This window comes from Kribbella sp. NPDC055110, assembly GCF_053607525.1.
Genome location: NZ_JBSGTS010000030.1, coordinates 46,356 through 71,791, shown reverse-complemented (window position 1 = coordinate 71,791; position 25,436 = coordinate 46,356). Strand labels below are relative to the sequence as shown.

The window sequence follows — 25,436 nt, the reverse complement described above, 5'->3', positions numbered from 1 at the left end:
CGACGGGTTCAGCGTAGGTGCGCGGCCGGTTCATCCGGGCGATGTCACATTTCGCCGCCCGGAAACCTCATAAGCGGTATGAACACAACCGAGGAGTTCCTCGCGCATCGGGAGCTGTTGTTCTCGATCGTCTACAACGTGCTGGGCAGCGTCGCGGACACCGAGGACGTGCTGCAGGAGACCTGGCTGTCCTGGTCGGGGCGTTCCGGCGTGCAGAACCCGCGGGCGTACCTCGTGCGCGTCGCGGTGAACGCGGCGCTGGCTCGTCGTACGTCGATCAACCGCCGCAAGGAGGAGTACGTCGGGCCGTGGCTGCCAGAGCCCCTGGTGATGCCGATCGACCCGGTGGAGCGGAGCGAGACGATTTCGCTAGCAGTGCTAGTTGTACTGGAGACGCTGTCGCCGCTCGAGCGGGCGGTGTTCGTGCTGCACGAGGTGTTCGGGTACCAGCTCGCCGAGACCGCGGAGATCCTCGGACGGACGCCGTCCGCCGTACGGCAGCTCGCCCATCGCGCGCGGGAGCACGTCCAGGCGCGACGGCCGCGGTTCACCGCGGATCCGCAGGTCCGGCTGGAGGTGACGCAGCGGTTCGTCGACGCGATCGTCGGCGGTGATCTCGACGCGTTGATGGCGGTCCTCTCGCCGGACGTCACGTTGTGGGCCGACGGGGGCGGCAAGGCCCGCGCGGCCGGGCTGCATCCGGTGCTCGGCCGGGACCGGATCGGACCGCTGCTGATCGGCGATCGGGTACGTCGTCCAGTGGCGTCGCTGGACGTCCGCTACCGGACCGTGAACGGCGACCCGTCGGCACTGCTGCTGTCCGGTGACACGCCGTTCGCCGTCATCGTGCTCGAGGTCGAGGGCAACGAGGTCACGGGCATCTACGCGATCACCAACCCCGACAAGCTCGCGCACGTGGAGATTCGATGAGGACGGCCGTCGTCCTGGTGACCGTTGCGATCAACGCCTTCTCCGGGGTCGCCGCGCTGCTGCACTGGAAGCCGATCCTGCCCGGGATGGTGAAGGCCGGCGTACCGGAATCCTGGCTCACCTTCCCGATCGGGACCTTGAAAACAGCTGGCGCCGCGGGACTGCTCGCCGGTCTGCTCGTCCAACTGCCAGCGTTGATCGCGGCTGCGGCGATCGGGCTGGTGTTGTTCTTCGTGTGCGCCTTGTACACGCACGTGCGCGTCGCGGACTACACAGCGCAGTTCTTCCTCGCAGTGTTCTTCCTCGGCATGGCGTGCGCCTCGTTGGTACTTACCCTGGCGGCATGACTGTGAGACCTGCTGTTGCCGAGGATGCCGATGCGGTGGCTGCGATCTGGTACGCCGGTTGGCAGGACGGTCACCTGGGACACGTGCCGGACGAACTGGTCGCGATCCGGACCAAGGAGTCGTTCTGGACCCGCGCCGCCCAACGGGTCGCGGACACCACGGTCGCCGTCGTCGATGGCGAGATCGCCGGCTTCGTGATGGTGGTCGACGCCGAGGTCGAGCAGGTGTACGTCGCTCGCGACCATCGCGGATCGGGTGTCGCCAGGACGCTGCTCACCGAAGCCGAGCGGCAGGTGAAGGCGGGCGGTCACCAGGAGGCCTGGCTGGCCGTGGTGACCGGCAACGCGCGGGCGCGCCGGTTCTACGAACGCAGCGGCTGGACGGACGGCGGCGCGTTCGACTATCCGGCGTCGACCGAACGTGGAACGTTGCCGGTTCCGTGCCACCGGTACCTGAAGCAGGTGTGAGCGAACGCAGGATTCCCCTGAATCTCGGATCGCCGTACCGCCGACCGCCCCGGAGCGGGGTTAGTTTGCCTTAGCAAGCATCCCCGTTTCTCTGAAGAGGTCACCATGGCATTCCGTTCCTGGCGCCGGCCGTCCCGCCGCATGGTCCTGACCAGCGTCGCCGCGGTCGCGATGACATCGGTCGTCGGCGGAGTCGCGTACTCGGCCGGCGCCGCGACGCCGCAGCCGGCGATCCAGACGTCGACACCGCACAGCGAGAAGCAGGTCACCAACATCGACGTACTGCGTCAGCAGCTGCGCAACTACTACGGCGACCCGCTCGGCTCCGGCACCTTCGGGGCGGACAGCAACTACGCGCAGGAAGCGCAGAAGGCCGCCGCCGCGGGGACCCGCTGGATCTCACTGCCGCACCACACCACGAAGACAAAGGCGATCCTGCTGGACGTCGACGACACCTCGCTGGCCACCTGGAACTACGAGATCGCCAGCAACTGGGCGTACAACCCGACCACCAACGCGGACTACGTGCTGAACCAGAAGTTCCCGGCCGTTCCCGGCATGGTCGATCTGGTGAAGACGGCCGAGCGTGAGGGGTACGCGATCTTCTTCCTGACCGGCCGCGGCGCCGCGCAGGAGCAGGCGACGCTGGGCAACCTCACCGCGGACGGTGTCGGCGTCGACGCGGGCTACCCGAAGCCGACCGCACTGAGCAACGGCGAGGACGGCCTGTTCACCAAGCCGACCGTCGCCAACTACCCGGACTACCTCAAGGCGGCCTGCGCAGGTGACCCGAACGGATCGTGTACGACGATCCACTACAAGTCGGCCACCCGCGCGCACATCGAGTCCCTCGGCTACGAGATCGTCGCGAACTTCGGCGACCAGTTCTCCGACCTGAAGGGCGGTTTCGCCGACCGCACCTTCAAGCTCCCGAACCCCAACTACTACCTGCCCTGATCAGTTGCGGGGCAACGCGCCGTACAGCAAGGTGCGCAGGGCCTCGGTCAGCGTCGGCTCGAAGTCCATCCGGATCGCGCTCAGCGCCGGGTCGGTCTCGTAGGCGGCGAGGATCGCCGGCACCGGATGGGAGTGGGTCCAGATCGCGCCCGCCAGTAGGCTGGCGGCCGCGATGAACCGGCCCCCTCCCTCCGGGCCGAGTTCCGGGAGTACGCCGGCGACCACCGCGGTCATCTGTTCGTACGAGACCATGGCCGCGCGCTTGAAGCTGAGCGCGGTCTCGGTCGAGATGTTGCGCTCCAGCACCGCTGCCTGCGTGCTGATCAGGTCGCAGAGCACCGGCCGCTTCGCCAGCGTGTCGACGATCGCCGCGACGAGCCGCTCGGACCGTTCGTCGGTCGTCGACGCAGGTGAGCTGTCTGCCACCGCGCTCGCCATGTCCTGCACCCAGGCCGACAGTTCGCTGCTCGACAGTTCGAGCAGGACGGCCTCGCGGGAGTCGAAGTAGTTCAGCACGTTCGACTTCGCCAGGCCGACGCGACGGCTCAGCTCGTTCAGGCTGACGTCCGCGACCGGCATCTCGGTCAGCATCGCGGCCGCGGTCGCGAGGATCGCCCGCCGCCGCTCGGCCCGCTGCTCGGGCCTGCGCGCCCGCTGGAAAGTCATGCCCACAGTCTACAGACCAGCGGTCTGTTGTTATCGGACCGACGGTCTGATAGCGTCGAGCCATAACAGACCATCAGTCTTTTATGGAGTGTGGAACATGTACGACGTCCCCGACCAGACCGGCAAGCTCGCCGTCGTCACCGGCGCCAACAGCGGGACCGGCAAGGAGGCAGCCACCCGGCTCGCAGCCGCCGGTGCGCGGGTCGTGCTCGCGGTCCGGACCCCTGCCAAGGGGGAGGCGGCTCGTGCGGAGATCCTGGCCGCGCACCCGGCCGCCCAGCTCGAGGTGCGGCGGATCGACCTCGCCGACCTCGCCTCCGTTCAGGAGTTCGCCGAGCAACTCACCGCCGACGAGCCGCACCTGGACCTGCTGGTGAACAACGCGGGCGTGATGGTCCCGCCGACCCGGATCACCACGAAGGACGGCTTCGAGCTGCAGTTCGGCTCGAATTTCCTCGGCCCGTTCGCGCTCACCGTACGGTTGCTTCCGCTGCTCCTCGCCGCTCCCAGGCCCCGGGTCGCCACCATGGCCAGCGGCGCCGCGAACTTCGGCCGGATCCATTTCGACGACCTGCAGTGGGACGGCCGATACCGGCGTACGGCGGCGTACGCGCAATCGAAGCTCGCGGACCTGATGATGAGCAACCACCTGGCCAGGCTCTCCGCCGACGGCGGTTGGGGCCTGCTCAGCATCGCCGCGCACCCCGGGTACACCCGCACCAACCTGCAGAGCGCCGGTGCCGCGCTCGGCCGGGAGCGACCGTCGCTCCTCAACCGGGTGGGCATGCGCTTCAACCCGCTCCCGAAGCAGGACGTCGAGATCGGCGCCGAGCCGCTGCTGTTCGCCGCCGCCGACCCAGCCGCTCGATCGGGCGCCTACTACGGTCCTTCCGGCATCTTCGGTCTGGTCGGCCCGACCAAGCTGGTCGAAGCGCCGAAGAGCGCGCTGGACCCCGCGACCAACGCCCGCCTGTGGACGGTTGCCGAGGGCCTGACGGGCGTTTCGCTCCCGTCTATCCTGCCCAAGTGACTGAGTGGTCGAGTGGCGGAATCTACGAGTCGTACGTCGGCCGCTGGAGCCGCCTCGTCGCGCCCGAGTTCGTCGGCTGGCTGGAGCAGCCGGCCGGACTGCGCTGGCTCGACGTCGGGTGCGGTACGGGCGCTTTGACCAGCACGATCCTCGAGGCGGCGGACCCGGCGTACGTGCTCGGTGTCGACCCGTCGGAGGGCTTCATCGGCTATGCACGACAGGCTGTCGAAGATCCGCGGGCCGGCTTCGAGGTCCGGTCCGCGGCCGAGCTCCCGGACGGTCCGTACGACGTGGTCGTCGCCGGGCTGGTGCTCAACTTCATCCCCGAGCGGGTCGAGGCGCTGCGCCGGATGCGCGAGATCGGTACGACGGTCGCGGTCTACGTGTGGGACTACGCCGGCGGCATGCAGCTGATGCGGTACTTCTTCGACGCGATGGCCGACGTACGCCCGCAGGACCGGGATCACGACGAAGGCCGCCGCTTCCCGTTCTGTACGCCGGAAGGCCTTGAGGGGCTGTTCCGCGAGGCCGGGTTCGCCGCGGTGCGGACGCGCGAGATCGTCGTACCGACGGAGTTCGCGTCGTTCGACGATTATTGGCAGCCGTTCCTTGGCGGGCAGGGCGTGGCGCCCGCGTACCTGCGCAGTCTGGATCCGGCGGATCAGGAGGCGTTGCGGGACGCCGTACAGGAACGGCTGCCGATCGCGGCGGACGGCTCGATCAGCCTCACGGCGCGGGCGTGGGCGGCTGTCGGCTGAGGTAGTCGTCGCGGAGCAGGCCGAACAGTAGGTCGTCGGTCCACTCACCCTTGAACCACGAGTTGGCCGGCCGCTCGCCTTCGCGGGTGAACCCGACGCGTTCGAGCAGCCGTGCCGACGCGGTGTTGCGGGCGTCGCACTCGGCAGAGACCCGGTGCAGCTCGCGGTCGATGAACAGGTGGTGGAGGAGCCCGCGCACGGCCTCGGATGCGTACCCGCGGCCTTGGTACTCCGGCGCGAGCGTGAACCCGAGATCGGCCTGCATCAGGTTCTCGTTCAGGTTCAGGCCGAGGTCCCCGATCAGCACGCCGTCCAGATCGACCGCGTACTGGAACCAGCCGGGCGCCTCCGGATCGCCCCGCGCGAACCGCTCGACCGTCCGCTGCGCCTCGGCGAGCGGCACCGGCGCTTCCCAGGACTGGAAGCGGGCGACCTGCGGATCCGAGCGGTACGCGGCGAACCGCTCGGCGTCCGTTGGCCTGAAACGGCGCAGGATCAGGCGGTCGGTGTCGGCGAACATCCCGACATCATGTCAAGACTGCGCGCTCGGCTCCGTCGTACTGGTGAGAGGAGAGCGCCGATGAAGTTTCTACTGATCCTGCAGGGTGACGGTGAGGCACGCCTGCAGCGCCACGAGTTCGAGCGAGTCGCCCACGAGGCCGGCGAACTGGTCGGCGGCGAGCTGCTCGCAGACCCCCAACTGTCCGTCCGCCTGCCCGACCACGAGCCGACCAAGATCGACGGCTACTACGTGATCGACGTCGAGAACCGCGACCGCGCCGTCGAACTCGCGCGCCTGCTCCCGGACGCGCGGGCCGCCGGCCGCTCGGTCGAGATCCGAGCAGTCATGCACCCAGCCGCCGTCGATTTCTAGACGACCTTGAACCAGAGGCTCGTGGCCAGTGGGGTTTCGGTGACGCTTGTTCGTTCGAGGCGGACTGTGCGGCCGCCGGGGTGGGCGAAGAGGCGGGTGCCGTCGCCGAGCATGACCGGGGCGTAGAAGAGCAGGACCTCGTCGAGTTGGCCGGCCTCGAGGCACTGCTTGGCGATGCTCGCGCCGATCACGTTCACGTACTTGTCGCCGGCCGCCTCCTTGGCCTGGGCGAGTGCCTTCGCGAAGTCGTCGACGTACGTGACCCCGGCCTCCGGGTCGGACGGTGGACGGTGCGTGACGACGTACGCCGGCCCGCTCCAGCCGCCGCCGAACGCCTCGCCCTCGCCTGCCTCGCCCTTGTGCGGGTCGTCGCCGTCGTGCGAGCGCCGGCCGATCAGCAGCGACCCGATCCGGGGGAGCAGGTCGTCGACCTCCGGATTGGGGCCGAGGTACGGGCGCATCCACTGCATGTCGCCGTCCGGGCCGGTGATGAAGCCGTCGACCGACATCGTCACCGAGTACAGCACCTTCGCCATTCGGGTCTCCTGTCTGTTCGTAGGTGCTTCTTGAGACGAACGAGCCGCGAAAAACTCATCGGTGGACCGCCAGGCCATCACAATTGCCCCGTGGGCGCCGCCTCCCGCGGGAGGTCCGGCCCGAGGCTGCGATTGTGATGGCCTGGCGGTCCGGGAGGGCCCGGTGTGCTCGGTTGCCGGCGCGGTCGGTAGCCTTCCGGCAATTCAGCTTTTCGCATGACGGAGCGAGGTGCGGCGCGGCGATGCCCGACGACGAGGACACGCACCGGCCGCTGCGCGCCGACGAACCGGCCGCCATCGACCTGGAGCGCGCGTCGCAGGCCCGGGTGTACGACCTGCTGCTCGGCGGCAAGAACAACTTCGAGGTCGACCGGCAGTTCGTCCAGGAGCTGCTGAAGATCGCGCCCGAGCTCTCCGAGCTGACCCGGCAGAACCGCCGCTGGATGGCCGACGCGATCGTCCGGATGGGCGCCGAGGGCCGGATCGACCAGTTCCTCGACCTCGGCTCCGGGCTCCCCACCGCGGAGAACACCCACGACATCGCCCTCCGGGCCAACCCGGCCGCAACCGTCGTGTACGTCGACAACGACCTGACCGCGATCTCCCACGGCCAGGCGCTGCTCGCCGACGACCAGCGCAGCTTCTTCGCCGGCGCGGACCTCAACGACCCGGCCGCCGTCCTCAGCCATCCGGCGGTGACCGAGTCGCTCGACCTGAGCCGGCCGGTCGGGGTCCTGCTCGGCCTGGTCCTGCATTCGACCCCGGACCCGGTGCCGGTCGTGGCGGACTACCTGGCCGCCGTACCGTCCGGCTCGTACCTGGCGCTCACACATCCGCTCAACCCGCGGGACGGTGGCCGGCTGTCCGAGTTCTCGACGGCGATCGAGGAGAAGCTGCAGGACGTGTTCCCGCACATGCAGTTCCGGACGCGGGACGAGATCGCGGAGCTCGTCGCCGGGCTCGAGCTTGTCGCGCCCGGGCTCGTCGACCTGACGTCCTGGTGGCCGGAGGACGAGCAGAAGCTCAACCTGACCGGCGCGGGCCGTCTCCTCCTGGTCGCCCTCGGCCGCAAGCCGTAACAATTCACTGGTGTCCAGCGCGCAGCCGGACCATCATGGTTCGCATGTCTTCTCAGGCTGCTGCCGCTTACTGATCGTCACCGCGCCCCGATGACTCCTGGCGCGTCCGATCAAGCCCGTCCCGAGGACGGGCCCCGCAGCGTGCAGTCCTTCAGCCTTGGAGCCAGCCTTCCCATGCCTTCTTTCGTTGAGGTCGCGTGTGACGAGTCGGGGTTCTCCGGAACCAACCTGCTCGACCCCGCCTCACCCGTCATCACCCATGCCAGTGTCGATCTCGCCGTACCAGCGGCCGCCGACGTGATCGACGTACTGCGAGACCGTCTGCGTCGCCGGACGGAGTACAAGTCCAACCAGTTGCTGCGACCTGAGCAGCGGCCGGCGCTCGAGTGGCTGCTCACCACCTTGCGCGGGCATGCGCATGTCCTGTCCATCGACAAGACCGCGTACGTCGCCGCGCGCGTGTTCGAGCTCTTCACCGAGGAACCGTCGTACGGCGCCGGCACCAGCCTCGGCACCGACCACACGGAGGTCGCCGAGGCGCTGCGGCACCGGACCGGGTTCCTCGCGGCGTTCGTGGACCTGACCCGGACGAAGCGCGTGCGGTTGATGGACCACGACGCAGTGGACCGGTTCTTCGCGACGATGCCGGCCGACGTACCTGCGTTGCGTGCGGTGACCCGGGCGCGGGTCGAGGAGATGATGCAGCGGCTGATCGACGAGGATCCGGAGCTCCCGCCGCCGCTGGAGCCGCTGGTGCCGGCGCTCGCCGAAACGGTGCTGTACTGGAGCGCCGGCGGTCGTTCGGTCGCCGTCGTGCACGACGAGCAGAGTGCGTTGACGCCGGGCCGGGTGGCACGGCTGGGCGCGTTCCTCGCCGCTCGCGTGGAGCCGGCGCCGCTGCGGTCGTTCGTGCAGGTCGACTCCAAGCACGATCCGCGGGTGCAGGTCGCGGATTTCCTGGCCGGCATCGCGCGCCGTCGTACGCCGGACCTCGTGGAGCTGTTGGAGCCCTACACCTGTGCGGCGACGAACTCGTCCCAGGTGTGAGTGCCGACGTCGGCACCGGTGAGGGTGAGGTTGCTGCCCGCGCGGTACACCTTGCCCGCCTTGCCGGGAACGCGGATCGGCAGCGACAACCGGTGCTTGCCGGTGGCCCGCAAATAGTCGCGGGACAGTTCTGACAGGCTGTAAACCTTCGGTCCGACCAGGTCGGCGACGAGGCCCTGCGGTGCACCGAGCACGAGTTCGGCGAGCCGCTCGGCCACGTCCCGGCCGTCGACGGGCTGCAGCCGGAGGCCGCCCGGCATCGGCAGGACGGGCAGTTTCGCCATCGCCTGCAACGTGTTCCAGGCGAAGTCGTGGAGTTGGGCGACCCGCAGTACCGTCCAGGGCACGGAGGACGCGCGGACGGCCTGCTCGGCGCCGAGCTTCGACTTGAAGTACGTCAGTGGCAGTTGGTCGACCGCGGTGACCGAGATGTGGACCAGGTGGCCGACCTTCGCTCGCTCGGCCGCCTCGACCAGGTTGCGGGTGCCCAGTTCGTCACCCTTCGGGCCGCCGGCCAGATGCAGGATCACGTCGACGCCGTCCACGGCCCGGTCCAGGCCCTCGCCGTTCAGGAGGTCGACGGCCAGGTACTCGACGCCGTCACCGCGATCGCCCGCGTGCCGGCTCAGGACGCCGACCTTGCTGCCGGCCGCCTGGAGCAGCGGGACCACCTGACGGCCGATCGTTCCCGTACCGCCTGTCACCAGGATCGTGCTCATCGAAGTTTCTCCGTTCTCGTTGTCGTCTCTGCAGCCCTGACGGAGCCCGGGTAGGCGAGTGTGACCGAATGTGAGCTGGAATACATCCAGGCAAAATGTCGAGGGCGTGTCAGCGCCTCCGACGTCAGGGGTGCATGAGGTACCCGGAACGACACTGGAGGTTCTGTCATGAAGTACGTGGTCCTGATCCACTCCAACCCGCAGCCGTGGGGTCACCCGACGATCGACTTCACCGACGTCGGCCGCGCGCTCCCGGCCGACGAGCGGGCCGCGATGGGCAAGGAGTTCGACGAGATGCTCGCCGAGCTGTCCGCGTCCGGCGAACTGGTCGGCGGCCTGGCGTTGGACGCACCATCAACCGCCCGCACCTACCGCTGGGAGGGCAAGCGCCCGGTCAACACCGACGGGCCGTACGCCGAGTCCAAGGAGCAGCTCGCCGGGTTCTTCATCCTCGACTGCGCCACCCGCGCGCGGGCCGAGGAGCTCGCCGCCAAGTTCGCCGGGCCCGGCGACGTCATCGAGCTCCGCCCGGAAATGGAGTTCTGAGGGCGATTCCGGACAGTAACGAGCGAGTGTGACCCAACCGGCAATCCGGAGTGACGTACGCCGTACCGCCGGAGCGGAGGCTCCCATATTCTGTGGGACTTACCGAGAGTCAGGAGTGTGCCGTGACCACTGTCTTGCTGATGGGCCCTCCTGGGGCCGGTAAGGGAACGCACGCGGGCCACCTGGCCGAGCATCTCGGTGTGCCCGTCATCTCCACCGGCGACCTGTTCCGCCGCAACATCGCGGACGGCACCGAGCTCGGTAAGACGGCGCAGGGCTTCCTCGACGCGGGCGAGTACGTGCCGGACGAGGTCACCAACGCGATGGTCCGCGACCGCCTCGCGGACGCCGACGCCCGTCCGGGATTCGTCCTGGACGGGTACCCGCGCACCCTCGACCAGGCCGCCGTCCTGGACGAGATCCTCGGTGCGCAAGGGCGTGCACTGGACGCGGCCCTCGTCCTGCAGGTGGATGCGGACGCCCTCGTCGCCCGGCTGCTCCGGCGCGCCGAGATCGAGCACCGCTCGGACGACACCGAGGAAGTCATCCGCCGTCGCTTCGAGGTCTACCACGAGCAGACCGCGCCGCTGATCCACTTCTACGCCGGCCGCGGCATCCACCACGAGGTCGACGCCTCCTCGGACGTCGACACGGTTCGCGCCCGCGTCTGGCAGGTCGCCGTACAACTCAAGCCCGCCGCGTAGGCGGACCGCCACCACTCACCAACGTCCGTCGACGGCCCGATGCGCCGTCTGCGTGAGCGCAAACTCACGCGGGCGGCGCTAGTTGCTGAGTGTCTGAGGTCCGGCCCTATCGGTTGAGTATCCGCCAGGCCGGGGCGACCGACTTTCGGTACGAGCGGCCGAAGAGCCCGAGGATCACGGTGAGGACCGGTTTCGGGACGGAGCTGGTGATGGCCGTGGACTCCGCGGGGGTGGCGCCGTCGAGGGCCCAGGCGAAGAACGTGCCGCCCTCGACCGGGCCGACCTTGGCGAACTCCCGGCCCATCGCCTTCAGCTCGGGCGTGCCGACGTTGGCCTGGTAGACGGGTTCGATCTCCGCCTCCTCGTGTTCGAGGTGCTCGACGGTGACCCGTTGCAGCTCCTGGATCGCAGCGCGTGCGGTCGCCGCGTCGTCCGCGCTCGCGGAGTTCCGCAGCGCACCCACTGCGGTCCGCGACGCAGCGAGCGCGCCCGCCATCGTGTCGTGCTCGGCATCCAGTTGCGCCAGCAGTTCCGCGCTTACGCCGAGCTTCTGCAACGCCGGCCACGCGATATCGTGCTCACCCTCGTGGTGCCGGATGAGCTGGTTGTCGAAGTTCTGCCAGGCGGCGGCCAACTGCGCCGCGCGCGTGCGATCCCCGTCCGGGAACCGCTCCAATGCATCCAGGAATCGACCCAGGTCCCGCCGGACAGCGGCATGGATCGCCTTGTTCATGCTCATTTCCCCCATGGCCCGGAGTATGCGTCCGGGAACAACCGTTGACCAGAGCAAGTTGATCCTGAATATGCATGGTGAGTACAAGGTCCCGGGCGGAAAGCTCGTCGTGGCCGACCTCGATGTCGTCGACGAGCACGTCCGGAACGGGCAGATTTCCGGGGATTTCTTCCTCGAGCCGGACGACGCGCTGGAGCGGATCAACGGGGCCCTGGCAGGTCTGCAGGTGGCGACGTCCGCGGCTCAGATCGCCGCGCGAGTGCGAGGTGTGCTCGGCGACGGCGTGGAGATGCTCGGGTTCTCGCCGGAGGCCGTGGCTGTCGCCGTACGGCGTGCGTTGACCGGCGCGACCGGTTGGCGTGACCACAAGTGGCAGTTCGTGCACGACGTACCGCGAGAGCCGGCGCTGCAGATGGCGCTCGACGAGGTGCTGACCGAGCAGGTCGGATCCGGCGAGCGCCCGCCGACCCTGCGGGTCTGGGAGTGGGCGTCCAACGCGGTCATCATCGGCAGCTTCCAGTCGCTGCGGAACGAGGTCGACCTGGACGGCGCGGCCCGTCACGACGTCACCGTCGTACGGCGGATCAGCGGCGGCGGCGCGATGTTCGTCGAGCCGGGCAACACGATCACGTACTCGCTGTACGTCCCGGAATCACTGGTTTCCGGGCTGTCCTTCATCGAGTCGTACGCGTTCCTCGACGACTGGGTCATTGGTGCGCTCAACGATCTCGGCATCGCGGCGACGTACCAGCCGATCAACGACATCACGTCGCCGGCCGGCAAGATCGCGGGCGCCGCGCAGAAGCGGTTCGCGGGCGGCGCCGTCCTCCATCACGTGACGATGGCCTACGACATGGACGCCGGCAAGATGGTCGACGTACTGCGGATCGGCCGGGAGAAGCTGTCCGACAAGGGCACGAAGAGCGCGAACAAGCGCGTCGACCCGTTGCGCAGCCAGACCGGCCTCGACCGCGCGGACGTGATCTCGCGGATGGCCGGCACGTTCCGGAACCGCTACGGCCTGTCGGACGGCACGATCTCGCCGGACACCGTCGCGCTGGCCGAGGAGCGGGTCGCGGCGAAGTTCGGCACCGAGGAGTGGCTTACGCGGGTGCCGTGATCGGTACGGCGTTGCCGCTCACCCGCACGCGGTTGTCGTCCGGGCGGAGCTCGACCGTGATGAGGCTGGGCCGTCCGAGGTCGTCGCCTTGATGCAGGGTGAGTGTGGGCTGTGCTTGGTTCAGCTCACGTAGGTACGCGCCGAACGCGGCTGCTGCGGCGCCGGTCGCCGGGTCCTCGACGACACCGCCCACGGGGAACGGGTCGCGGACGTGGAAGACGGTCGGCGATTCCTGCCAGACGAGTTGCAGCGTGGTGAGGTCGCGCTCGAGCATGTACGCGAGCAGGCGGTCGAAGTCGTAGTCGAGCGCGGCAAGTCGTTGCCGGGTCGCCGTACTCAGGACGAGATGCCGCGCCCCGGCGTACGCGATCCTCGGCGGCAAGGCGGGATTGAGGTCGTCGGGTGACCACCTGAGGATGTCGAGTACGTCGGTCAGGTCGCCGGCTTGTTCGACGGACGGCTCGACGCTGGTGAGGGTCGCCCGCAGGTTGGCGTCGACGCTGACCGAGACGAGGCCGGCCCGCGTCCCGAAGACGAGTTCGCCAGGGCCGTTCCGCTCCGCCAGTGCGACGGCGGTCGCGACGGTGGCGTGACCGCAGAACGGAACCTCGGCCTTGGGGGAGAAGTACCGCACCGGGCGCACGCCGTTCGCGTCCGGTCCATCGGTGAACGCGGTCTCGGAGTACCCGACCTCGGCCGCGATCGCCTGCATCGCACCATCATCGAGCCCACTGGCATCGAGCACCACACCCGCCGGATTACCCCCAGCCGGATCGGACGTGAAAGCCGCATACCGAAGAACAGTCACCATCCCCCCATCCAATCACCGCGTCCGGTCGAGCTATGCACAATTGCCGGTATGGAGATCGGGTACGTCATCTTGTATGTCGGGGATCTGGGGGTGTCCGTCGAGTTCTACCGGGATGTGGTGGGGTTTGCGTACAAGTTCACGGATGCGGGGTATGCGGAGTTCGACGCGGGCGGGGTGCGGTTCGCGTTGTACGAGCGGCGGCGGGCGGAGTGGTTGACCGGACGGGCGGTGACGCCGGGCGCGGGTGGGGAAGTGGTGGTGATGGTGACGGACGTGGATGCGTACGCCGAGCGGCTCCGGGCAGCCGGCGTACCGGTTCTGAGTGGGCCGGCGGACCGTCCGTGGGGACACCGGACGGTCCACGTCGCCGACCCGGACGGGTTCGTCGTGGAGTTCGCCGAAGAGATTCCGCGGGCGCGGCAACGGCACTAGATCAGCGGTGGTACCAGCGGCGGCGGGACATGCCGCTGATCATGACGATCCAGAACATGCCCCAGAGCAGCCACGGCGCGGTGAGTGCGACCGAGGTGATCACGAGACCGATCATCAGGAACGGCGCGATCATCAGGAACGGCGGCGGCGGACCGGGCCGGCGACGGAGGTTGGCCGGGCCTGGCACAACCTGTAGCTCCCTCGAGCTCGGCAGATCGTCGAACAACGGCTCGAGATCATCCGCGTACCGTGCCCGCGTCACCACCTCGCTCCGCTCCTCGAACTCGGCCTGTGTCAACCGGCCGGCCACGAAGTGGTCGCTCAGCAACGAAACGGCCTGGTCCCGCTCGGCGTCACCGATCCGCACCCGCCTCCGAGGTACGTCGGCACGCTGGACGTCCTGCGGGTCGGGATCGCGGCGATCATCGTTCCAGGTGGCGGCTCGCCATTCGCCGTTCCAGCTGCGGCCATGCCAGTCCCCGCCCCAGCTGTGCTCGTGCGGGCGGCCGCCCGACTCGTCGTACCAGCCAGGCCCGTTCCAGCGCTGCTGCCTGCTGGCCCCGCCTCGGCGTCGGCGGTCTCGGTCGGCGGAGCTCATGAACGGTCCTGCTGGTCCGTGCCGTCGTCTTCCTCGGCGAGGATGCCGTACAGCTTCCGCCGCAGGTCGGCGACCGCGTCCCGTGCCTTCGCCTGCTGCTCCGGCGTACCGCTGGCGAGGATCTGCCACATCGCCGTCGCGACCTGCCCGAAGAGCGGCTTGAACCCGTTCTCGTCCTCACTAGCTTCAGGCGCGCTCATCGCCGCCCACGGCGCGGACACCTCGTCCTGGTGCTCGGCGACGTACGCGCGTCCCTCGTCGGTCAGCCGGAACGTCCGCCGTCCGACCTCGGCGTCCGCCGTCACCAGGCCCTCGTCCTCGAGCTGCTGCAGCGTCGGGTAGATCGAGCCCGGGCTCGGTTTCCACAGACCGCCGCTGCGCTCTGCGATCTCCTGGATGATGCCGTAGCCGTTCATCGGCTGCTCGGCGAGCACGGCGAGAATCGCTGCCCGTACGTCGCCGCGCCGGGCCTTCGGGCCCCGCCACCGCGGCGGCGGTCCCCACGGCGGACCGAACATCTGCCCGCCGCCGAACATCGCCCACGGCGGCCCGAAGTGCTGCTGGTGCCCGCGTCCCTGGTGCCCGCGGTGGCCGCTCATCGCCGCGCGCAACTCGTCCTTGATGTCGTCGAAGGTTGAACAGTGCCGCGCGAACTGCGCCCAAGGCCATCCCGCGGCGTACGCCGATCCGGTCATCTGGACCACCCGTCCCTCACGAAAGTGATTGCGATAGTTCGACGATATATCGCGAACCATCGCAACCCAAGAGACTCACGCGTTGAACTTCAGGTCCTTCACCGCGGCCGTCAGAATCACGGAATTGTCCACGACGCTGATGCCCGTGAGCTGGGCGCCGAACGGCAGTTCGGGGATCGTGATGCCGCTGGCCAGCTGGTCGCGGATCGCGGTCTGCACGTACGACGGGAGCGAGTCGGACAACTGCCCGATCGTCAGCGCGACCCGCCCGTCCTTGACCTCCGGCGTGATCGGTACGTCGATGCTGATGCCGCGCACCGTCGCCTTCGCCTGCAGTTGACCGTTGACGACCGACATCGACAGCCCCTCGAGTCCGGTACTGCGGACCGCGAGCCGAGCCAGCTCACGCGGCGACAACTGCAGCCGCAGATCGGTCGCGTCGACCGTCACCGCACCGGACTGCTGCGTCAGCAGCGACCGCGGCACGTGCACGTTCTGCAGCTCGACCTTCAGATCCTCACCCGGTACGCCGGAGAACGTCGGCTTGTCCATTGTCAGCGTGACCTTGGAGAAGTCCTCCTTCACCAGTTGCGGCAGGAACCCGAAGCCCCCGATCTTCACCGAGGTGCCGGCCGAGCGTACGTCGTACTGCTTGGCCTCCTTGTCGGCCATCGACGCGAGCTGGTTCTCGGCCACGTACGCAGCGGCGCGGTCGACGACGATCGCCAGAACCGCCAGCACCAGCAGTGTGACGACGAGGCGGCGCAACCACCGGCGCGGTCTCCTAGAGCTCATCCCTGCCCTTTCCGATCATTTCCCGGAGCGCGTCCACGGCCGGGGTGGGTTTGATGCCGAAGGCAACAGTCGCGGCGGTCGAGTCGATGACGAACGGCCGCTGCCACTGGTACAGCATCTCCACCATCTCCCGCGCGGCCGGGTCGACAAGTCCCGCAAGCCGCAGTACCAAGGTAGGCATCGACGCAACCTTCGCCCGCGGCGCACCCACCAGTTCGGCGGCGCGGGTCGCCAGTTCGCGTACCGACAGCGGCTCCGGCGTCGGGACATGCCAGGCCCGCCCCCACGCGCTCTCGTCGTCGGCGACCGCGATCAGTAGCCGTGCGACATCACCGACGTACGTCCAGCTGTGCGGTACGTCGAGATCGCCCGGCATCATCCCGCGCTTTCCGGCAATCACCATCGGCAACACGGTCACGCTGAACGGCGACACCGCGCCCGCGCCGAGGTAGTCGGATCCGCGCACCTCCGCAGTCCGGATCCGCCCCGCCTGATGCGCAGCCAGGGCGGCGGCCCAGACCTTCGCCCGCACCTGCCCCTTCACGGTGTTCGGCAGCAACGGAAGGTCCTCGCTCATCAGCCCGTCCACCGCGCCGTACCCGTAGAGGTTCCCAGTGCTCACCAGCACCGCCCCCGACGCCTCGGCCGCCGCAACCAACGCCGCACCGAGCCGCGGCCACTCGCTAGTCCATTTGTTGTACGCCGGGCCTGCGCACGAGTAGATCGCCGTCGCACCCGCGACGTACTCCGTCAACCCGTTCTTGGCGTCCGCAGCGATCCGCTCCGCCCCGTCCGGCCCGCTCCCGGACCTCGTGATCACTCGGACCTGCTCACCCCGTGCCACCAACAGCCGGGCGACCACGCTCCCCACGGCCCCAGCTCCGACGACAACCTGCACGCCTGACCCCTTCGACTCGATGACGCGCCCAGTCTTCCTGATCCCGGGGGCGCAGGGTCGGTCAGGACCGCAGCCCGCTGCGCAGGCGAAGCTCGTCGCGGATCACCGGCGGTACGGGCAGCCGGTACTTCTCCAGGGCCTTCGCGTAGGCGCGCAGCGACATCGCCAGACGTCCGGCGTCGCTGCGGGCATTCTCGCCCTGACGCCGTGGACCGCGCGCCACGCGCTCGGCGGCGCGCGCGGACACGACCTCCGCGAACAGGTGCGAGAGATCGTCGTTCACGACCGAGCGGCGGCCCACGTCGGCCAGGAAGGGAGTTGGCCGGATCGACATCGCTATCGCCTCATAGGGCCCGCGGGTTCCCGACACGCCGCCTGGTATGTCATCGCTCCGGAATCTTCCCAGTCTATCCCACCGCCACTAAGGCTAAGGTGGCTCGCCAGACTGGTTTGGAGGCTTGGAAAGTGGCGTTCCTGCTGCAGATGTCGGGTGTTCCAGGGTCCGGGAAGTCCACCGTCGCCGCACATGTCGTCGAGGAATACGGTGCGGTCGCCGTCGACTACGACGTGATTCTGACCGCGGTTCTCGATGGCGGCGTCGACATCTCCGGATGCTCGAAGGCGGCGTACGAAGTCCTGTACGCGATGACCCGCAGCGTGCTCGGCCAGGGGCGGTCCGTGGTCGTCGATAGTCCGTGTTTCTGGCCGCGGATCCTCAACGAGGGCATGAAAATCGCCAGGGCACACCATGCGACCTACCGGTACGTCGAGTGTCAGGTCCATGATCTCGACGTCGTCGACGAGCGACTCGCCGGACGGCCGCGGCTGCGCAGCCAGCGTCGTGGCGTGGCCATTCCGCCGGTGGACCTCGGCGACCGGCCGGATAACGGAGAGACGCTGTTCAGCGGGTGGTTGGACCGCGTCCAGCGCCCCACGGACAATTACCTCCTGCTGGACATGCACCGCCCGCTGTCCGACGTACTGCCCGAGGTCGACCTCTACCTCAAGGCCTAGTCCCGCCGACCCTTCAAACGGCGGCTGACCGCACGCTCGACCTCCCGGGTCGCCTCGCGCTCGGCGAGCGTCTGCCGCTTGTCCCAGGTCTTCTTGCCCCGCGCCAGGACGATCTCCACCTTCGCCCGACCGTCCTTGAAATAAAGGCGCACCGGGACGATCGTCAGACCACCCTCGTTGACCTTGCGCTCGATCTTGTCGATCTGCGCCCGATGGAGCAACAACTTCCGCTTACGCCGCGAGCCGCCTTCGAACCAGCGGGACTGCGAGTACTGCGGGATATGCACACCGTGCAACCAGATCTCCCGCTCCTCGACCATCGCGAACCCCCCGACCAACGAAGCCCGCCCAGCCCGAAGCGCCTTCACCTCCGGCCCCTGCAACACAATCCCCGCCTCCCACGCCTCACCCAAGTGATACTCGTGAGCAGCCTTCCGATTCCGCGCAACAACAGGCTCAGCCTCGGACTTCTTCACACCACAATTCTGCCCGACAACCAGATGAGTGCCCCCGGCAGGATTCGAACCTGCGACGCACGGTTAGGAAACCGACGCGCCCCACCTATATTCGTCTCTCCAGGCTCGACCAGCCGACTTCAGTTCGACCGATCTTGACTACAGCTGACTCGGAGCTACACGTCTTTGTTACCCGGTGTTCCCGCGCTGAGTTGCTGAGCGTGCGCCGAGGCCCCCGGTGTCGGTGGCGCCGTTGCGACTGAGATGACCTTGGCCGTGTCGGCGGCAGGCGAGATCTCAGCAGTACTTCAAGGTCGGCTGATGCGCCCCCTTCTTGCCGCCCTCGTCGTGTTGAGGCTGAGGGCGAGTGCGGTCAGGGGAAGGGCCGCCAGCACGGCGAGGGCCACCGGTACCGACACGATGCCGGACAGGCCCGCGACAGCAGCCGGACCAATCCCGCCACCCAGGACGCTCATGAAGTTGAGCAGGCCCTGTGCGGTGTCGCCGTCGCGTTTGGCGACCAGTTCCGGTGCGAGGCCCACGAGTACGGCCTGGGCGCCGGCGAACCCACACACGGTCAGCGCCGCGCCGACGACAACCGAGATCGGCCCGCCGAACTCCCCGACCACGAGCACGCCGACGACGGTGAATGCCGCAAGCCCGGCCAACACATTCCAAGCGGTGAATCGGTCGGTCAAGGCGCCGACCAGCCGCCCTGCCAGCACTGAGCAGGCGGCGGCCGGAACCAGCAGCGCGCCCGCCTCGAGGGCGCCGCCGCCCGTGGCCCGCTCGATCAGGGACGGGGCGACGAACAGCACCCCGTAGTACCCGGCGAAGACCGCCCCGCCGACGAGCCCGGCCACCAGGAACCCGCGGGCCGCGATCACCCGACGAGGCACGAACCCGTCGGGGGAGCGCCGCAAGCGCCGCCATAGTCCCACGGCCGCGAGCGTCCCGGCAGCAGCCACGACGAGCGTCATCGGAGCGGGCAGGCCGACCGAATGCGCCTGCAACAACGTGATCAACGAGCCTGCGAGTACCGACAGCACAGCCGCGCCGACGACGTCGAACCGCCCGGCCGAGCCGTCCCGCTCACCGCGACCGATCCGCGTGATCACGCGTCCACCCGCCAACACCGCCAGCAGGAGGGGCAATGCAAGGGCCGGGACCGCGAGCACGGCACGCCACCCCAGGCACGCGGTGACCGCCCCGCCCAACAGCGTCCCGCACGCAGACGCCGTCCCGCCGGCGGCAGCGATCATTCCCAACGCACGTAGCCGTTCCCGCCCGGGAAGGGCTGCGGCCACGGCGAAGACGGCGATCACGGTCGCACCCGCCCCGGCTCCACCGATAAGTCGACCGACGATCACGACCGGCAGCGATGGGCCGACCGTCGCGAGCGCGGAGCCCGCGGCGAGCGTCACGACGCCGGCGACGAGCACCCGCAAGGGGCTCCACCGGGCCATCAGCCGACCCGCGACCGGCATCGCCAGCGCCGAGGTCAGCGACCATGCGGCAAGGATCCATGCGGTGGCCCCAAATGGCACCCCGAGCGCGCGGCCGATCGTCGGCAACGCGACCGACGGCGCTCCCAGGGCTACGTACTGCGGTAACACCAGCGTCCCCAGGACTAGTCCCAGCCGGCGCCCGTCCGGGACGTAGGTGGATTTTTCGCTCAGGACCCCTGCGGACGAGATTTCTTGCGGCATCGTCGTCTCCACTCAGGTCGGTTGTGACACGTGACTGCTACCGTGGGTGTCACGTTACGGAGGAAATAGGAGACACGTCAAATGCTGGATGCGTGTTACAGCTCATCGGCGGTCGAGACGGCCGTCGATCTTGCCAACACCTTGAAGCCGATCAAGGGAGAGGACGCGCTCGAGACGGTGGAGCAGCTGCGGGCCTTCATCGACGACCATTCCCCGGCCGGCTCGGGCGAGCCTCCGAGTTCGGCCACGGACCGGGGGACCGGTCCGCGGCGGCGTCTCACCCACGTCGACCTGGCGGAGGTCCGCGCGTTGCGCGAGACGGTCCGTGGCGTTCTCGAACGAGCGAGCACCGACGCGGTCGGAGCTGCGGCCCTGATCAACGACGGTCTTCGCCGCAACCGCTCCACTCCCGTGCTGCGCCACGATCACGACCGCTGGTGGACCGAGGTCACCTCCGACACCGACAGCTGCTCGGCGCACCTGGCCGCGACCACGCTCAGCGCCCTGGCCTCCGTGGTCGCCACGCTCGGCCCGACACGTCTCGGCGTATGTGCCGGGCCGACCTGCCGGTCCACTTTCGTTGACCTCTCGCGCAACGGCTCGAAGCAGTACTGCACCCGAACATGCGCGCACCGCGCCAGCGTCGCAGCCTACCGGAGCCGACAGAACCCGCGCTGATGTCAGAGGTCGAAGTGGCCCAGGACGGGTCGGTGATCTGAGGGTGTCGCGGTCGTAGTCCGAGATCCTCGGTACCGAGCGCCCGCTCCTTCAGGGATGACGTGCAGCTTTGTGGGTGCCCGCGGCAGTGTTGTGGCTCAACACCTTGATGTCTCAAGACATCACATTGTGCCCCCGGCAGGATTCGAACCTGCGACGCACGGTTTAGGAAACCGACGCTCTATCCCCTGAGCTACGGGGGCGCACGCGGGGACAGCTTAGCGGAGTTGGGGGGTGGGTCAGCCGGTCAGGGCGGTGACGCCGAGGTGGCCGGTGATGGACTTGTAGCGTTCGGCGTAGAGGGTGGTGCAGCGGGAGGCGGCGCAGCCGGCGCCGGCGAAGGCGATGCCGCGGACGGTGGCGGAGCTGGTGCCGCGGCGGGAGTAGACGGGGCCGCCGGAGTCGCCGCCGACGATGGCGACCAGACCGCCGCGGGTGGCGCGGATGACGTACGTCGTGCAGCCGTCGGTGTCGCAGTACCTTGCCGACGTCGAGCGAACCGTGAGGTTGCAGAGCGATGTACTGAAGCTGCCGGACTGGCAGATCACGGTGCCGACGCCGGGGTCGCCACCGCCGGTGACGGTGCGCGTGTTGGCGGTGTCGCCAGGCCCGTCGGTCCAGATCTTGGCGCCGTACGCGCTGCCGGTGACCAGGGACTGGTCGTAGTCCGGGTAGTTCGTGCGCACCGTCGTGGTGCCGTAGTAGTTGGCGCCCGACTTCCACACCGTGCCGGGCCCGCCACAGTGGCCCGCGGTGACGGAGCCTCGCTGGCCGTTGGAGCGCCGTACGACAGAGAAGCCGGCGGAGCAGTTCTTGAGCGCGGAGGTGATCCGCGCACCGCCCCAGTGGCCGCCCTTCGGGGTGTCGCTCAGCCGAGACGTGCGTGCAAGCGAACCAGCAACCAGCTGTACGCCGGACAGCTCGCGGAGCCCGGCCAACGACGCGGGGGAGGTGGTCGCCTGGTCGTACTCGACGACGACGTTCTCACTCACCGGGTCGAGGTCCGCGGAGTACGTCGTACGCGACGCGTCTGAGGACCAGGAGCGGTCGCCGACTGCGTTCCAGGCGTCGGCGATCGACTGGGCCGAGCGACAGCTGCGCTCCACCTTCACCAACGGCTTGCCGGCCGCGGGCAGGTTGCGGGCCATCGCGGACTGGTACTTCTTCGCGTCCAGCTTCGCGGAGTCCACAACCACCTTGTAGCCGGTCGTGGCCGAGCCGACCACGCCAATGACGCCCTGGCTCAGGCCGTACGGCAGACCGGAGGTTGGACGGCCGGTCGCGTCGAGTGGTTCGAGGGAACTGACCGCGGCGGAGATGCCGTCGCCGAGTGACTCACCGAGCGGTCGCGCGTCGGACGCGGACGTCGGCTGCGTCAGCCGCGTCGCCTCGGTCGAGCTCATACTCGGCTGCGCGTGCGAGCACGCCGTGGCAGCCGTCGCCGCGCCCGAGGAGGGTGCGGTGAGAGCGACTGCGAAGAGTGAGATGGAGCCGAGTGTGACCAGCGGGACGGTGACAGAGAGTCGCACGAAGCTCCCCAGATCGGTGGACCAAACCACTAGATAGTCCGTTCAAGGACTCCGTTCCGTCAAGACCTGGTCACCGTCCGCGAACAGATTCGACTACCGTGCGCGAGCGTAACTCGCAAGTTGACGCCCGTCGGCGCCGAAGAACTGCAGCGTGTCGCCGCTGATCGCGATCCGCTTCGCGGCGTGCAGTACGCCGGTGTGCGGCACGTTCTCGCAGCCGATCAGGTGCTGCGGACCGGACGTCGCGCTGAACGCGCCACGCTGACCGATGCTGTACGTCCCCTGCAGCCCGTTGCAGCCGTCCGAGCCCGTCCACGTGCCGTCCGGCTTGAACACCAGCACCGGGTCATCCGGCCGTGGGGCCTTGAGCGTCTTCGCGCCGACCATCTGCATCGGCCGCCACGTGCCGGCCACGGTCTGGGTCGAGACCACCTGTGGCGTCACCGACGCCGAGGCCGATGCCTGCCCGGTGGCGACCGGCGGCTGCGTCGGATGGTTCCGCGACCCGGCCAGCCCGAATGCGGCGACGGCGATCGCGGCCACCGCGACGGCGGCAGCGCCGGAGACGATCCAGGTACGCCGCTGCACGCGACGGGCGCCCGTGGTGGCGCGCTCGGTCAGGTCCACGGCCTCCGGGACCGAGGCCGCAGCGCGTTCGAAGGTACCTCGCAGGTCATCCTCGAGATCGGTGTTGCTCACGACAACCTCTCATCAACACGGTTGGAGTCGCCGGCCCCTGAATAGGCCGGCCGCCGGCGGAGCGAGGCGAGCGCCCGGCTCGCGGTCGCACGCACGGAGGACGGTTTGATGCCGAGCACGTCGGCGATCGTCTGGTCGTCCAGGTCCTGGTAGTAGCGCAGGACCAGAACGACCCGTTCCCGGGCGGACAGCGTCGCCAGTGCACGCCACAGGTCGTCGGAGTTGGCGACATGCGTGGCGTGGTCGGGCACGGTGCGTTGCGGGTCGAGGTCGGCCGTCGGCGCTTCCGTGAACGAGCGCCGACGGGTCATCGACAAGTACTCGTTCACCAGGATCCGGCGGACGTAGTGATGCGGATCGTCCGCGTTGCGCACCTTCCGCCAGGAGCGGAAGGCCTGCATCAGCGCGATCTGCGCCAGGTCCTCCGCACGCTGGTAATCGCCGGAGACCGTGAACCCGAGCCGCACCAGTTCCTGTCCACGGGCGGACACGTACTCCTCGAACTCCACTCGCCACTCCCTGGCTGGGCGTACAACTCCTCACACCTATTAGACGCATCCAGCCGCCCACGTGCTGCAACCATTCGCGCACAGTTCGATCTCTAGTGAAGCAGGAACTCCCGGACCGTCTGCTGCCCACGGCGGTCGCGCTGCACGCTGTGACCGCTTCCCGGTACGACGACCAGCTCGGCGTCGCGTGCGTGCGCGTCCTCCCACCTGGCCCAGTCGAGCGGGCAGAACAGGTCGTTGCTCCCGTGCAGGCGGAGGTCCGAGCAGAGCGTCGCCATGTGGAGGCCTGCGGAGAGGGGTGTCGTAGGTCAGGCCTTTGCTGGTGGTCCGCTGGAACAGCTCCTTCAGCCCGCGGTCGTCTCCGCCGCGTGCGGAGTGCAGGATGGCCGGGATTCCGCTGAGGGACGGGTTGACCGAGTTGAGGCTCGTGACCGACAGCGTCTCCATCAGGTCCGTGCCGCTGACGCCGTGCTGCACCAGCCACGCCAGGTCCGCGACCGGATCCGTCGTGCACGCGGGATCCTGTCCGCAGGCGGCCTCGAGTACGCCGGCGCTCGCGCCCATCAGGTCCACACCCATCGGGTCGAATCCCTTGTGCGGTACGACGGAGTCCAGCACGAGCGCCTGCACCTTGTCGGGGTACTTCAGCCCGTACTGCACTGCAGTGAAGCTGCCGTACGACGTCCCGTCGAGCGTGAGCCGGTCGACCTTGAGGTACTGGCGCAGCTGCTCGATGTCGTCGACGGTGTCAGGCGTTCCGTAGTACCCGACGCCGGACCCGATGTGCGCGGCGCACTCGTCCACAGCCGTGGCAGGCGGCGTCAGAAAGTCCGAACCGCCCACAGTCTCTTGCAGGGAAGGGCAATTGATGCCGTCAGGACCTGTGCCGCGCTGGTCGAACATGACGAGCCGGTACTCGCGCAGCACATCCGGGTGCACGTTGCGACGCAGGCCCGGGAGAAGCGGTACACCGGGCTGACCCGGGCCGCCGGTGAGCAGCAGGAGGACACCGCGGGACGCGTCGACGTTGTCGGCGGCGATGACGGCCAGGTCGAGTGACGGGCCGTCCGGGCGTTGCCGGTCGAGCGGGACATGCAGGGTCGTGCAGGTGAAGCCCGGCGTGCAAGAGGTGTTGTCCGCTGCCGGAGTCGAGCAGGCGGTGCAGGCGGTGCAGGCGGTGCTGGCGAGGGCGAGTGCGCACAGCAGCCGGATCGTTCGCATGCGCCCTCCCTCAGGGCGAGGGTGCGGCACCCGCGGCGACCGCCGCAACCTGCCTCGCGGGTCGACCTCGAAAGGGACCCGCAAGGCAGGCGCGGATTGACCCCACTTCGGACGGCTTCGGGGTGCGCGTCCGGCGCAGGGTCAGCGCAGGCCGAGCGACTTCGTCAGCTCGGCGGTCACCTGGCGCGGCGCGGGCAGCGCACCGGGCTTGCCCTGGCCTTCCAGCGAGGTCGCCACCAGACGGTGGCAGCCGAAGGCTTCAGCGGTGAACGAAAGGACGCCGCGGTCGTTGTCGGTGAACCGCAGCACGTACGTGGGCCCGAGCTCCTTGGTGCACATGCTCGGCTTCTTCGCGACGGGTTTCGCCGCGTTGACCAGGGCGAACAGGTCGGTCGCCTGCTTGCCCGTGCGCTTGGTGGTGATCGTCGCGTAGTTCGGCCCGGTCGCCTGCGCGTCGTACTGGCAGATCGTCACGCTGACGGGGTTGAACTTCGAGGTGGCCGCTCCCTGGCCCCACACCGCCTTGTCGGTGGCGGCGCGGACGGCCGTGATGGTCTCGGGGCAGTCCATGCTCGGCGTACCGCTGGGGGTCGCTGACGGGGTGGGCGACGGGGTGGTCGGGGTCTGGGTGGGCTGGGCGGCGGGCGGGGACGAGGCGTCCTCGGTGCCGCAGGCGGCGGCAACTCCGAGGACAGCCACGACAAGCGTCGCACCGATCAGGCCCCGTGTCCGTTGTGCACTCACGACTCGGTCCTTCCGGGTTGGCAAGGTCCACCATGATGGTGGAACGGGGTCACACCGCGCGTGCCGGAACATCACGGGGCTGCGTCTATCCGGTCAT

Annotated in this window: 33 protein-coding genes and 1 tRNA gene; 15 read left to right on the top strand and 19 right to left on the bottom strand. The window is 68.9% G+C overall.

The window, feature by feature from the left end; genetic code table 11:
- The first annotated feature begins 78 nt into the window (after nt 1-78).
- From sigJ to ACWF0M_RS33065, 4 genes are all read left to right on the top strand, one after another.
- Nucleotides 79-930, top strand: coding sequence for an RNA polymerase sigma factor SigJ (sigJ, locus tag ACWF0M_RS33080; RefSeq protein ID WP_452239673.1), 852 nt, complete (start codon nt 79-81; stop codon nt 928-930).
- Nucleotides 927-1,277 carry a DoxX family protein gene (locus ACWF0M_RS33075; protein WP_452239672.1) on the top strand — a complete coding sequence of 117 codons (351 nt, stop codon included), beginning with the start codon at nt 927-929 and terminating at the stop codon, nt 1,275-1,277. Before sigJ ends, ACWF0M_RS33075 begins: the two co-directional genes overlap by 4 nt.
- Nucleotides 1,274-1,744 (top strand): GNAT family N-acetyltransferase, encoded by a 471-nt coding sequence (locus tag ACWF0M_RS33070; RefSeq protein WP_452239671.1) that lies wholly within the window; start codon nt 1,274-1,276, stop codon nt 1,742-1,744. The genes ACWF0M_RS33075 and ACWF0M_RS33070 overlap by 4 nt, the downstream gene beginning before the upstream one ends.
- A gap of 105 nt (nt 1,745-1,849) precedes the next feature.
- A complete protein-coding gene (locus ACWF0M_RS33065) occupies nt 1,850-2,701 on the top strand; it encodes an HAD family acid phosphatase (RefSeq protein ID WP_452239670.1) in 852 nt (283 codons plus the stop codon).
- Here ACWF0M_RS33065 and ACWF0M_RS33060 read toward each other — a convergent pair whose 3' ends face one another.
- A complete protein-coding gene (locus tag ACWF0M_RS33060; RefSeq protein WP_452239669.1) occupies nt 2,702-3,367 on the bottom strand; it encodes a TetR family transcriptional regulator in 666 nt (221 codons plus the stop codon).
- A gap of 97 nt (nt 3,368-3,464) precedes the next feature.
- Between ACWF0M_RS33060 and ACWF0M_RS33055 the strand changes: the two genes are divergently transcribed.
- Entirely contained in the window at nt 3,465-4,397 is a 933-nt protein-coding gene (locus ACWF0M_RS33055; RefSeq protein ID WP_452239668.1) for an SDR family oxidoreductase, read from the top strand.
- Nucleotides 4,394-5,155, top strand: a complete 762-nt coding sequence (locus ACWF0M_RS33050) for a class I SAM-dependent methyltransferase (protein WP_452239667.1) — start codon at nt 4,394-4,396, stop codon at nt 5,153-5,155. The genes ACWF0M_RS33055 and ACWF0M_RS33050 overlap by 4 nt, the downstream gene beginning before the upstream one ends.
- On the opposite strand, the gene ACWF0M_RS33045 is transcribed toward ACWF0M_RS33050, so the two are convergent.
- The gene (locus ACWF0M_RS33045) at nt 5,124-5,675 is read right to left on the bottom strand and encodes a GNAT family N-acetyltransferase (RefSeq protein ID WP_452239666.1); all 552 of its coding nucleotides are present in this window, start codon (nt 5,673-5,675) and stop codon (nt 5,124-5,126) included. The genes ACWF0M_RS33050 and ACWF0M_RS33045 overlap by 32 nt on opposite strands.
- Before the next feature lie 60 nt (nt 5,676-5,735).
- Here ACWF0M_RS33045 and ACWF0M_RS33040 point away from each other — a divergent pair, with 60 nt between their 5' ends.
- Entirely contained in the window at nt 5,736-6,029 is a 294-nt protein-coding gene (locus tag ACWF0M_RS33040; RefSeq protein WP_452239665.1) for a YciI family protein, read from the top strand.
- Here ACWF0M_RS33040 and ACWF0M_RS33035 read toward each other — a convergent pair.
- Complete coding sequence (locus ACWF0M_RS33035) at nt 6,026-6,565, bottom strand: dihydrofolate reductase family protein (protein ID WP_452239664.1); 540 nt, start codon at nt 6,563-6,565, stop codon at nt 6,026-6,028. The genes ACWF0M_RS33040 and ACWF0M_RS33035 overlap by 4 nt on opposite strands.
- Before the next feature lie 242 nt (nt 6,566-6,807).
- Between ACWF0M_RS33035 and ACWF0M_RS33030 the strand changes: the two genes are divergently transcribed.
- Both ACWF0M_RS33030 and ACWF0M_RS33025 read left to right on the top strand, forming a co-directional pair.
- Nucleotides 6,808-7,644, top strand: a complete 837-nt coding sequence (locus tag ACWF0M_RS33030; protein WP_452239663.1) for an SAM-dependent methyltransferase — start codon at nt 6,808-6,810, stop codon at nt 7,642-7,644.
- Between the two features lie 174 nt (nt 7,645-7,818).
- The gene (locus ACWF0M_RS33025; RefSeq protein WP_452239662.1) at nt 7,819-8,691 is read left to right on the top strand and encodes a DUF3800 domain-containing protein; all 873 of its coding nucleotides are present in this window, start codon (nt 7,819-7,821) and stop codon (nt 8,689-8,691) included.
- Here ACWF0M_RS33025 and ACWF0M_RS33020 read toward each other — a convergent pair.
- Complete coding sequence (locus ACWF0M_RS33020; protein ID WP_452239661.1) at nt 8,655-9,410, bottom strand: SDR family oxidoreductase; 756 nt, start codon at nt 9,408-9,410, stop codon at nt 8,655-8,657. The two genes, ACWF0M_RS33025 and ACWF0M_RS33020, sit on opposite strands and share 37 nt — an antisense overlap.
- 168 nt (nt 9,411-9,578) lie before the next feature.
- Between ACWF0M_RS33020 and ACWF0M_RS33015 the strand changes: the two genes are divergently transcribed.
- Nucleotides 9,579-9,956 (top strand): YciI family protein, encoded by a 378-nt coding sequence (locus ACWF0M_RS33015; protein ID WP_452239660.1) that lies wholly within the window; start codon nt 9,579-9,581, stop codon nt 9,954-9,956.
- Between the two features lie 122 nt (nt 9,957-10,078).
- Nucleotides 10,079-10,660 (top strand): adenylate kinase, encoded by a 582-nt coding sequence (locus ACWF0M_RS33010; protein ID WP_452239659.1) that lies wholly within the window; start codon nt 10,079-10,081, stop codon nt 10,658-10,660.
- Nucleotides 10,661-10,766: 106 nt separating this feature from the next.
- On the opposite strand, the gene ACWF0M_RS33005 is transcribed toward ACWF0M_RS33010, so the two are convergent.
- A complete protein-coding gene (locus ACWF0M_RS33005; RefSeq protein ID WP_452239658.1) occupies nt 10,767-11,408 on the bottom strand; it encodes a hemerythrin domain-containing protein in 642 nt (213 codons plus the stop codon).
- Nucleotides 11,409-11,463: 55 nt separating this feature from the next.
- Between ACWF0M_RS33005 and ACWF0M_RS33000 the strand changes: the two genes are divergently transcribed.
- On the top strand, nt 11,464-12,513 hold the full coding sequence (locus tag ACWF0M_RS33000; RefSeq protein WP_452239657.1) for a lipoate--protein ligase family protein: 1,050 nt from the start codon (nt 11,464-11,466) through the stop codon (nt 12,511-12,513).
- Here ACWF0M_RS33000 and ACWF0M_RS32995 read toward each other — a convergent pair.
- The gene (locus ACWF0M_RS32995; RefSeq protein WP_452239656.1) at nt 12,497-13,324 is read right to left on the bottom strand and encodes a PhzF family phenazine biosynthesis protein; all 828 of its coding nucleotides are present in this window, start codon (nt 13,322-13,324) and stop codon (nt 12,497-12,499) included. The two genes, ACWF0M_RS33000 and ACWF0M_RS32995, sit on opposite strands and share 17 nt — an antisense overlap.
- Nucleotides 13,325-13,372: 48 nt before the next feature.
- Between ACWF0M_RS32995 and ACWF0M_RS32990 the strand changes: the two genes are divergently transcribed.
- Entirely contained in the window at nt 13,373-13,756 is a 384-nt protein-coding gene (locus ACWF0M_RS32990) for a VOC family protein (protein WP_452239655.1), read from the top strand.
- A 1-nt stretch (nt 13,757) separates the two neighbouring features.
- Here ACWF0M_RS32990 and ACWF0M_RS32985 read toward each other — a convergent pair whose 3' ends face one another.
- The 5 genes from ACWF0M_RS32985 to ACWF0M_RS32965 all read right to left on the bottom strand — a co-directional run bounded on the left by ACWF0M_RS32985 (nt 13,758) and on the right by ACWF0M_RS32965 (nt 17,076).
- Nucleotides 13,758-14,354, bottom strand: coding sequence for a DUF1707 SHOCT-like domain-containing protein (locus ACWF0M_RS32985; protein WP_452239654.1), 597 nt, complete (start codon nt 14,352-14,354; stop codon nt 13,758-13,760).
- Complete coding sequence (locus ACWF0M_RS32980; RefSeq protein WP_452239653.1) at nt 14,351-15,049, bottom strand: PadR family transcriptional regulator; 699 nt, start codon at nt 15,047-15,049, stop codon at nt 14,351-14,353. The genes ACWF0M_RS32985 and ACWF0M_RS32980 overlap by 4 nt, the downstream gene beginning before the upstream one ends.
- A gap of 75 nt (nt 15,050-15,124) precedes the next feature.
- The gene (locus ACWF0M_RS32975) at nt 15,125-15,844 is read right to left on the bottom strand and encodes an LmeA family phospholipid-binding protein (protein WP_452239652.1); all 720 of its coding nucleotides are present in this window, start codon (nt 15,842-15,844) and stop codon (nt 15,125-15,127) included.
- A complete protein-coding gene (locus ACWF0M_RS32970) occupies nt 15,834-16,742 on the bottom strand; it encodes an NAD-dependent epimerase/dehydratase family protein (protein ID WP_452239651.1) in 909 nt (302 codons plus the stop codon). Before ACWF0M_RS32970 ends, ACWF0M_RS32975 begins: the two co-directional genes overlap by 11 nt.
- A gap of 61 nt (nt 16,743-16,803) precedes the next feature.
- Nucleotides 16,804-17,076: a hypothetical protein gene (locus tag ACWF0M_RS32965; protein ID WP_452239650.1), complete on the bottom strand. Its 273-nt coding sequence runs from the start codon at nt 17,074-17,076 to the stop codon at nt 16,804-16,806.
- A gap of 131 nt (nt 17,077-17,207) precedes the next feature.
- On the opposite strand from ACWF0M_RS32965, the gene ACWF0M_RS32960 reads away from it, so the two are divergent.
- Nucleotides 17,208-17,756: an AAA family ATPase gene (locus ACWF0M_RS32960; RefSeq protein WP_452239649.1), complete on the top strand. Its 549-nt coding sequence runs from the start codon at nt 17,208-17,210 to the stop codon at nt 17,754-17,756.
- Here ACWF0M_RS32960 and smpB read toward each other — a convergent pair.
- On the bottom strand, nt 17,753-18,232 hold the full coding sequence (gene smpB, locus ACWF0M_RS32955) for an SsrA-binding protein SmpB (RefSeq protein ID WP_452239648.1): 480 nt from the start codon (nt 18,230-18,232) through the stop codon (nt 17,753-17,755). The two genes, ACWF0M_RS32960 and smpB, sit on opposite strands and share 4 nt — an antisense overlap.
- Nucleotides 18,233-18,519: 287 nt before the next feature.
- Nucleotides 18,520-19,920: an MFS transporter gene (locus ACWF0M_RS32950; protein WP_452239647.1), complete on the bottom strand. Its 1,401-nt coding sequence runs from the start codon at nt 19,918-19,920 to the stop codon at nt 18,520-18,522.
- Nucleotides 19,921-20,001: 81 nt separating this feature from the next.
- Here ACWF0M_RS32950 and ACWF0M_RS32945 point away from each other — a divergent pair, with 81 nt between their 5' ends.
- A complete protein-coding gene (locus ACWF0M_RS32945) occupies nt 20,002-20,598 on the top strand; it encodes a CGNR zinc finger domain-containing protein (protein WP_452239646.1) in 597 nt (198 codons plus the stop codon).
- Nucleotides 20,599-20,767: 169 nt separating this feature from the next.
- Here the strand turns inward: ACWF0M_RS32945 and ACWF0M_RS32940 are convergent.
- The 6 genes from ACWF0M_RS32940 to ACWF0M_RS32915 form a co-directional block, all read right to left on the bottom strand.
- Nucleotides 20,768-20,840, bottom strand: a tRNA-Arg gene (locus ACWF0M_RS32940).
- A gap of 36 nt (nt 20,841-20,876) precedes the next feature.
- A complete protein-coding gene (locus tag ACWF0M_RS32935; protein ID WP_452239645.1) occupies nt 20,877-22,166 on the bottom strand; it encodes a hypothetical protein in 1,290 nt (429 codons plus the stop codon).
- A gap of 93 nt (nt 22,167-22,259) precedes the next feature.
- Nucleotides 22,260-22,865 carry an META domain-containing protein gene (locus ACWF0M_RS32930; protein ID WP_452239644.1) on the bottom strand — a complete coding sequence of 202 codons (606 nt, stop codon included), beginning with the start codon at nt 22,863-22,865 and terminating at the stop codon, nt 22,260-22,262.
- Entirely contained in the window at nt 22,862-23,374 is a 513-nt protein-coding gene (locus ACWF0M_RS32925; protein ID WP_452239643.1) for a SigE family RNA polymerase sigma factor, read from the bottom strand. The genes ACWF0M_RS32930 and ACWF0M_RS32925 overlap by 4 nt, the downstream gene beginning before the upstream one ends.
- 39 nt (nt 23,375-23,413) lie before the next feature.
- On the bottom strand, nt 23,414-24,595 hold the full coding sequence (locus ACWF0M_RS32920) for an alpha/beta fold hydrolase (protein ID WP_452239642.1): 1,182 nt from the start codon (nt 24,593-24,595) through the stop codon (nt 23,414-23,416).
- Between the two features lie 141 nt (nt 24,596-24,736).
- Complete coding sequence (locus ACWF0M_RS32915) at nt 24,737-25,339, bottom strand: hypothetical protein (protein ID WP_452239641.1); 603 nt, start codon at nt 25,337-25,339, stop codon at nt 24,737-24,739.
- Nucleotides 25,340-25,436 lie beyond the last annotated feature (97 nt).

Coding starts and splice junctions, on each gene's coding strand:
- ACWF0M_RS33020 (WP_452239661.1), bottom strand. CDS start 9,410: ATGAGCACGATCCTGGTGACAGGCGGTACGGGAACGATCGGCCGTCAG.
- ACWF0M_RS32990 (WP_452239655.1), top strand. CDS start 13,373: ATGGAGATCGGGTACGTCATCTTGTATGTCGGGGATCTGGGGGTGTCC.
- ACWF0M_RS33000 (WP_452239657.1), top strand. CDS start 11,464: ATGCATGGTGAGTACAAGGTCCCGGGCGGAAAGCTCGTCGTGGCCGAC.
- sigJ (WP_452239673.1), top strand. CDS start 79: ATGAACACAACCGAGGAGTTCCTCGCGCATCGGGAGCTGTTGTTCTCG.
- ACWF0M_RS33025 (WP_452239662.1), top strand. CDS start 7,819: ATGCCTTCTTTCGTTGAGGTCGCGTGTGACGAGTCGGGGTTCTCCGGA.
- ACWF0M_RS33060 (WP_452239669.1), bottom strand. CDS start 3,367: ATGACTTTCCAGCGGGCGCGCAGGCCCGAGCAGCGGGCCGAGCGGCGG.
- ACWF0M_RS33030 (WP_452239663.1), top strand. CDS start 6,808: ATGCCCGACGACGAGGACACGCACCGGCCGCTGCGCGCCGACGAACCG.
- ACWF0M_RS33065 (WP_452239670.1), top strand. CDS start 1,850: ATGGCATTCCGTTCCTGGCGCCGGCCGTCCCGCCGCATGGTCCTGACC.
- ACWF0M_RS33035 (WP_452239664.1), bottom strand. CDS start 6,565: ATGGCGAAGGTGCTGTACTCGGTGACGATGTCGGTCGACGGCTTCATC.
- ACWF0M_RS32965 (WP_452239650.1), bottom strand. CDS start 17,076: ATGTCGATCCGGCCAACTCCCTTCCTGGCCGACGTGGGCCGCCGCTCG.
- ACWF0M_RS32975 (WP_452239652.1), bottom strand. CDS start 15,844: ATGAGCTCTAGGAGACCGCGCCGGTGGTTGCGCCGCCTCGTCGTCACA.
- ACWF0M_RS33015 (WP_452239660.1), top strand. CDS start 9,579: ATGAAGTACGTGGTCCTGATCCACTCCAACCCGCAGCCGTGGGGTCAC.
- ACWF0M_RS32950 (WP_452239647.1), bottom strand. CDS start 19,920: ATGCCGCAAGAAATCTCGTCCGCAGGGGTCCTGAGCGAAAAATCCACC.
- ACWF0M_RS33070 (WP_452239671.1), top strand. CDS start 1,274: ATGACTGTGAGACCTGCTGTTGCCGAGGATGCCGATGCGGTGGCTGCG.
- ACWF0M_RS32945 (WP_452239646.1), top strand. CDS start 20,002: ATGCTGGATGCGTGTTACAGCTCATCGGCGGTCGAGACGGCCGTCGAT.
- ACWF0M_RS33045 (WP_452239666.1), bottom strand. CDS start 5,675: ATGTTCGCCGACACCGACCGCCTGATCCTGCGCCGTTTCAGGCCAACG.
- ACWF0M_RS33005 (WP_452239658.1), bottom strand. CDS start 11,408: ATGGGGGAAATGAGCATGAACAAGGCGATCCATGCCGCTGTCCGGCGG.
- ACWF0M_RS33040 (WP_452239665.1), top strand. CDS start 5,736: ATGAAGTTTCTACTGATCCTGCAGGGTGACGGTGAGGCACGCCTGCAG.
- ACWF0M_RS33055 (WP_452239668.1), top strand. CDS start 3,465: ATGTACGACGTCCCCGACCAGACCGGCAAGCTCGCCGTCGTCACCGGC.
- ACWF0M_RS32920 (WP_452239642.1), bottom strand. CDS start 24,595: ATGCGAACGATCCGGCTGCTGTGCGCACTCGCCCTCGCCAGCACCGCC.
- ACWF0M_RS32995 (WP_452239656.1), bottom strand. CDS start 13,324: ATGGTGACTGTTCTTCGGTATGCGGCTTTCACGTCCGATCCGGCTGGG.
- ACWF0M_RS32980 (WP_452239653.1), bottom strand. CDS start 15,049: ATGACCGGATCGGCGTACGCCGCGGGATGGCCTTGGGCGCAGTTCGCG.
- ACWF0M_RS33075 (WP_452239672.1), top strand. CDS start 927: ATGAGGACGGCCGTCGTCCTGGTGACCGTTGCGATCAACGCCTTCTCC.
- ACWF0M_RS32985 (WP_452239654.1), bottom strand. CDS start 14,354: ATGAGCTCCGCCGACCGAGACCGCCGACGCCGAGGCGGGGCCAGCAGG.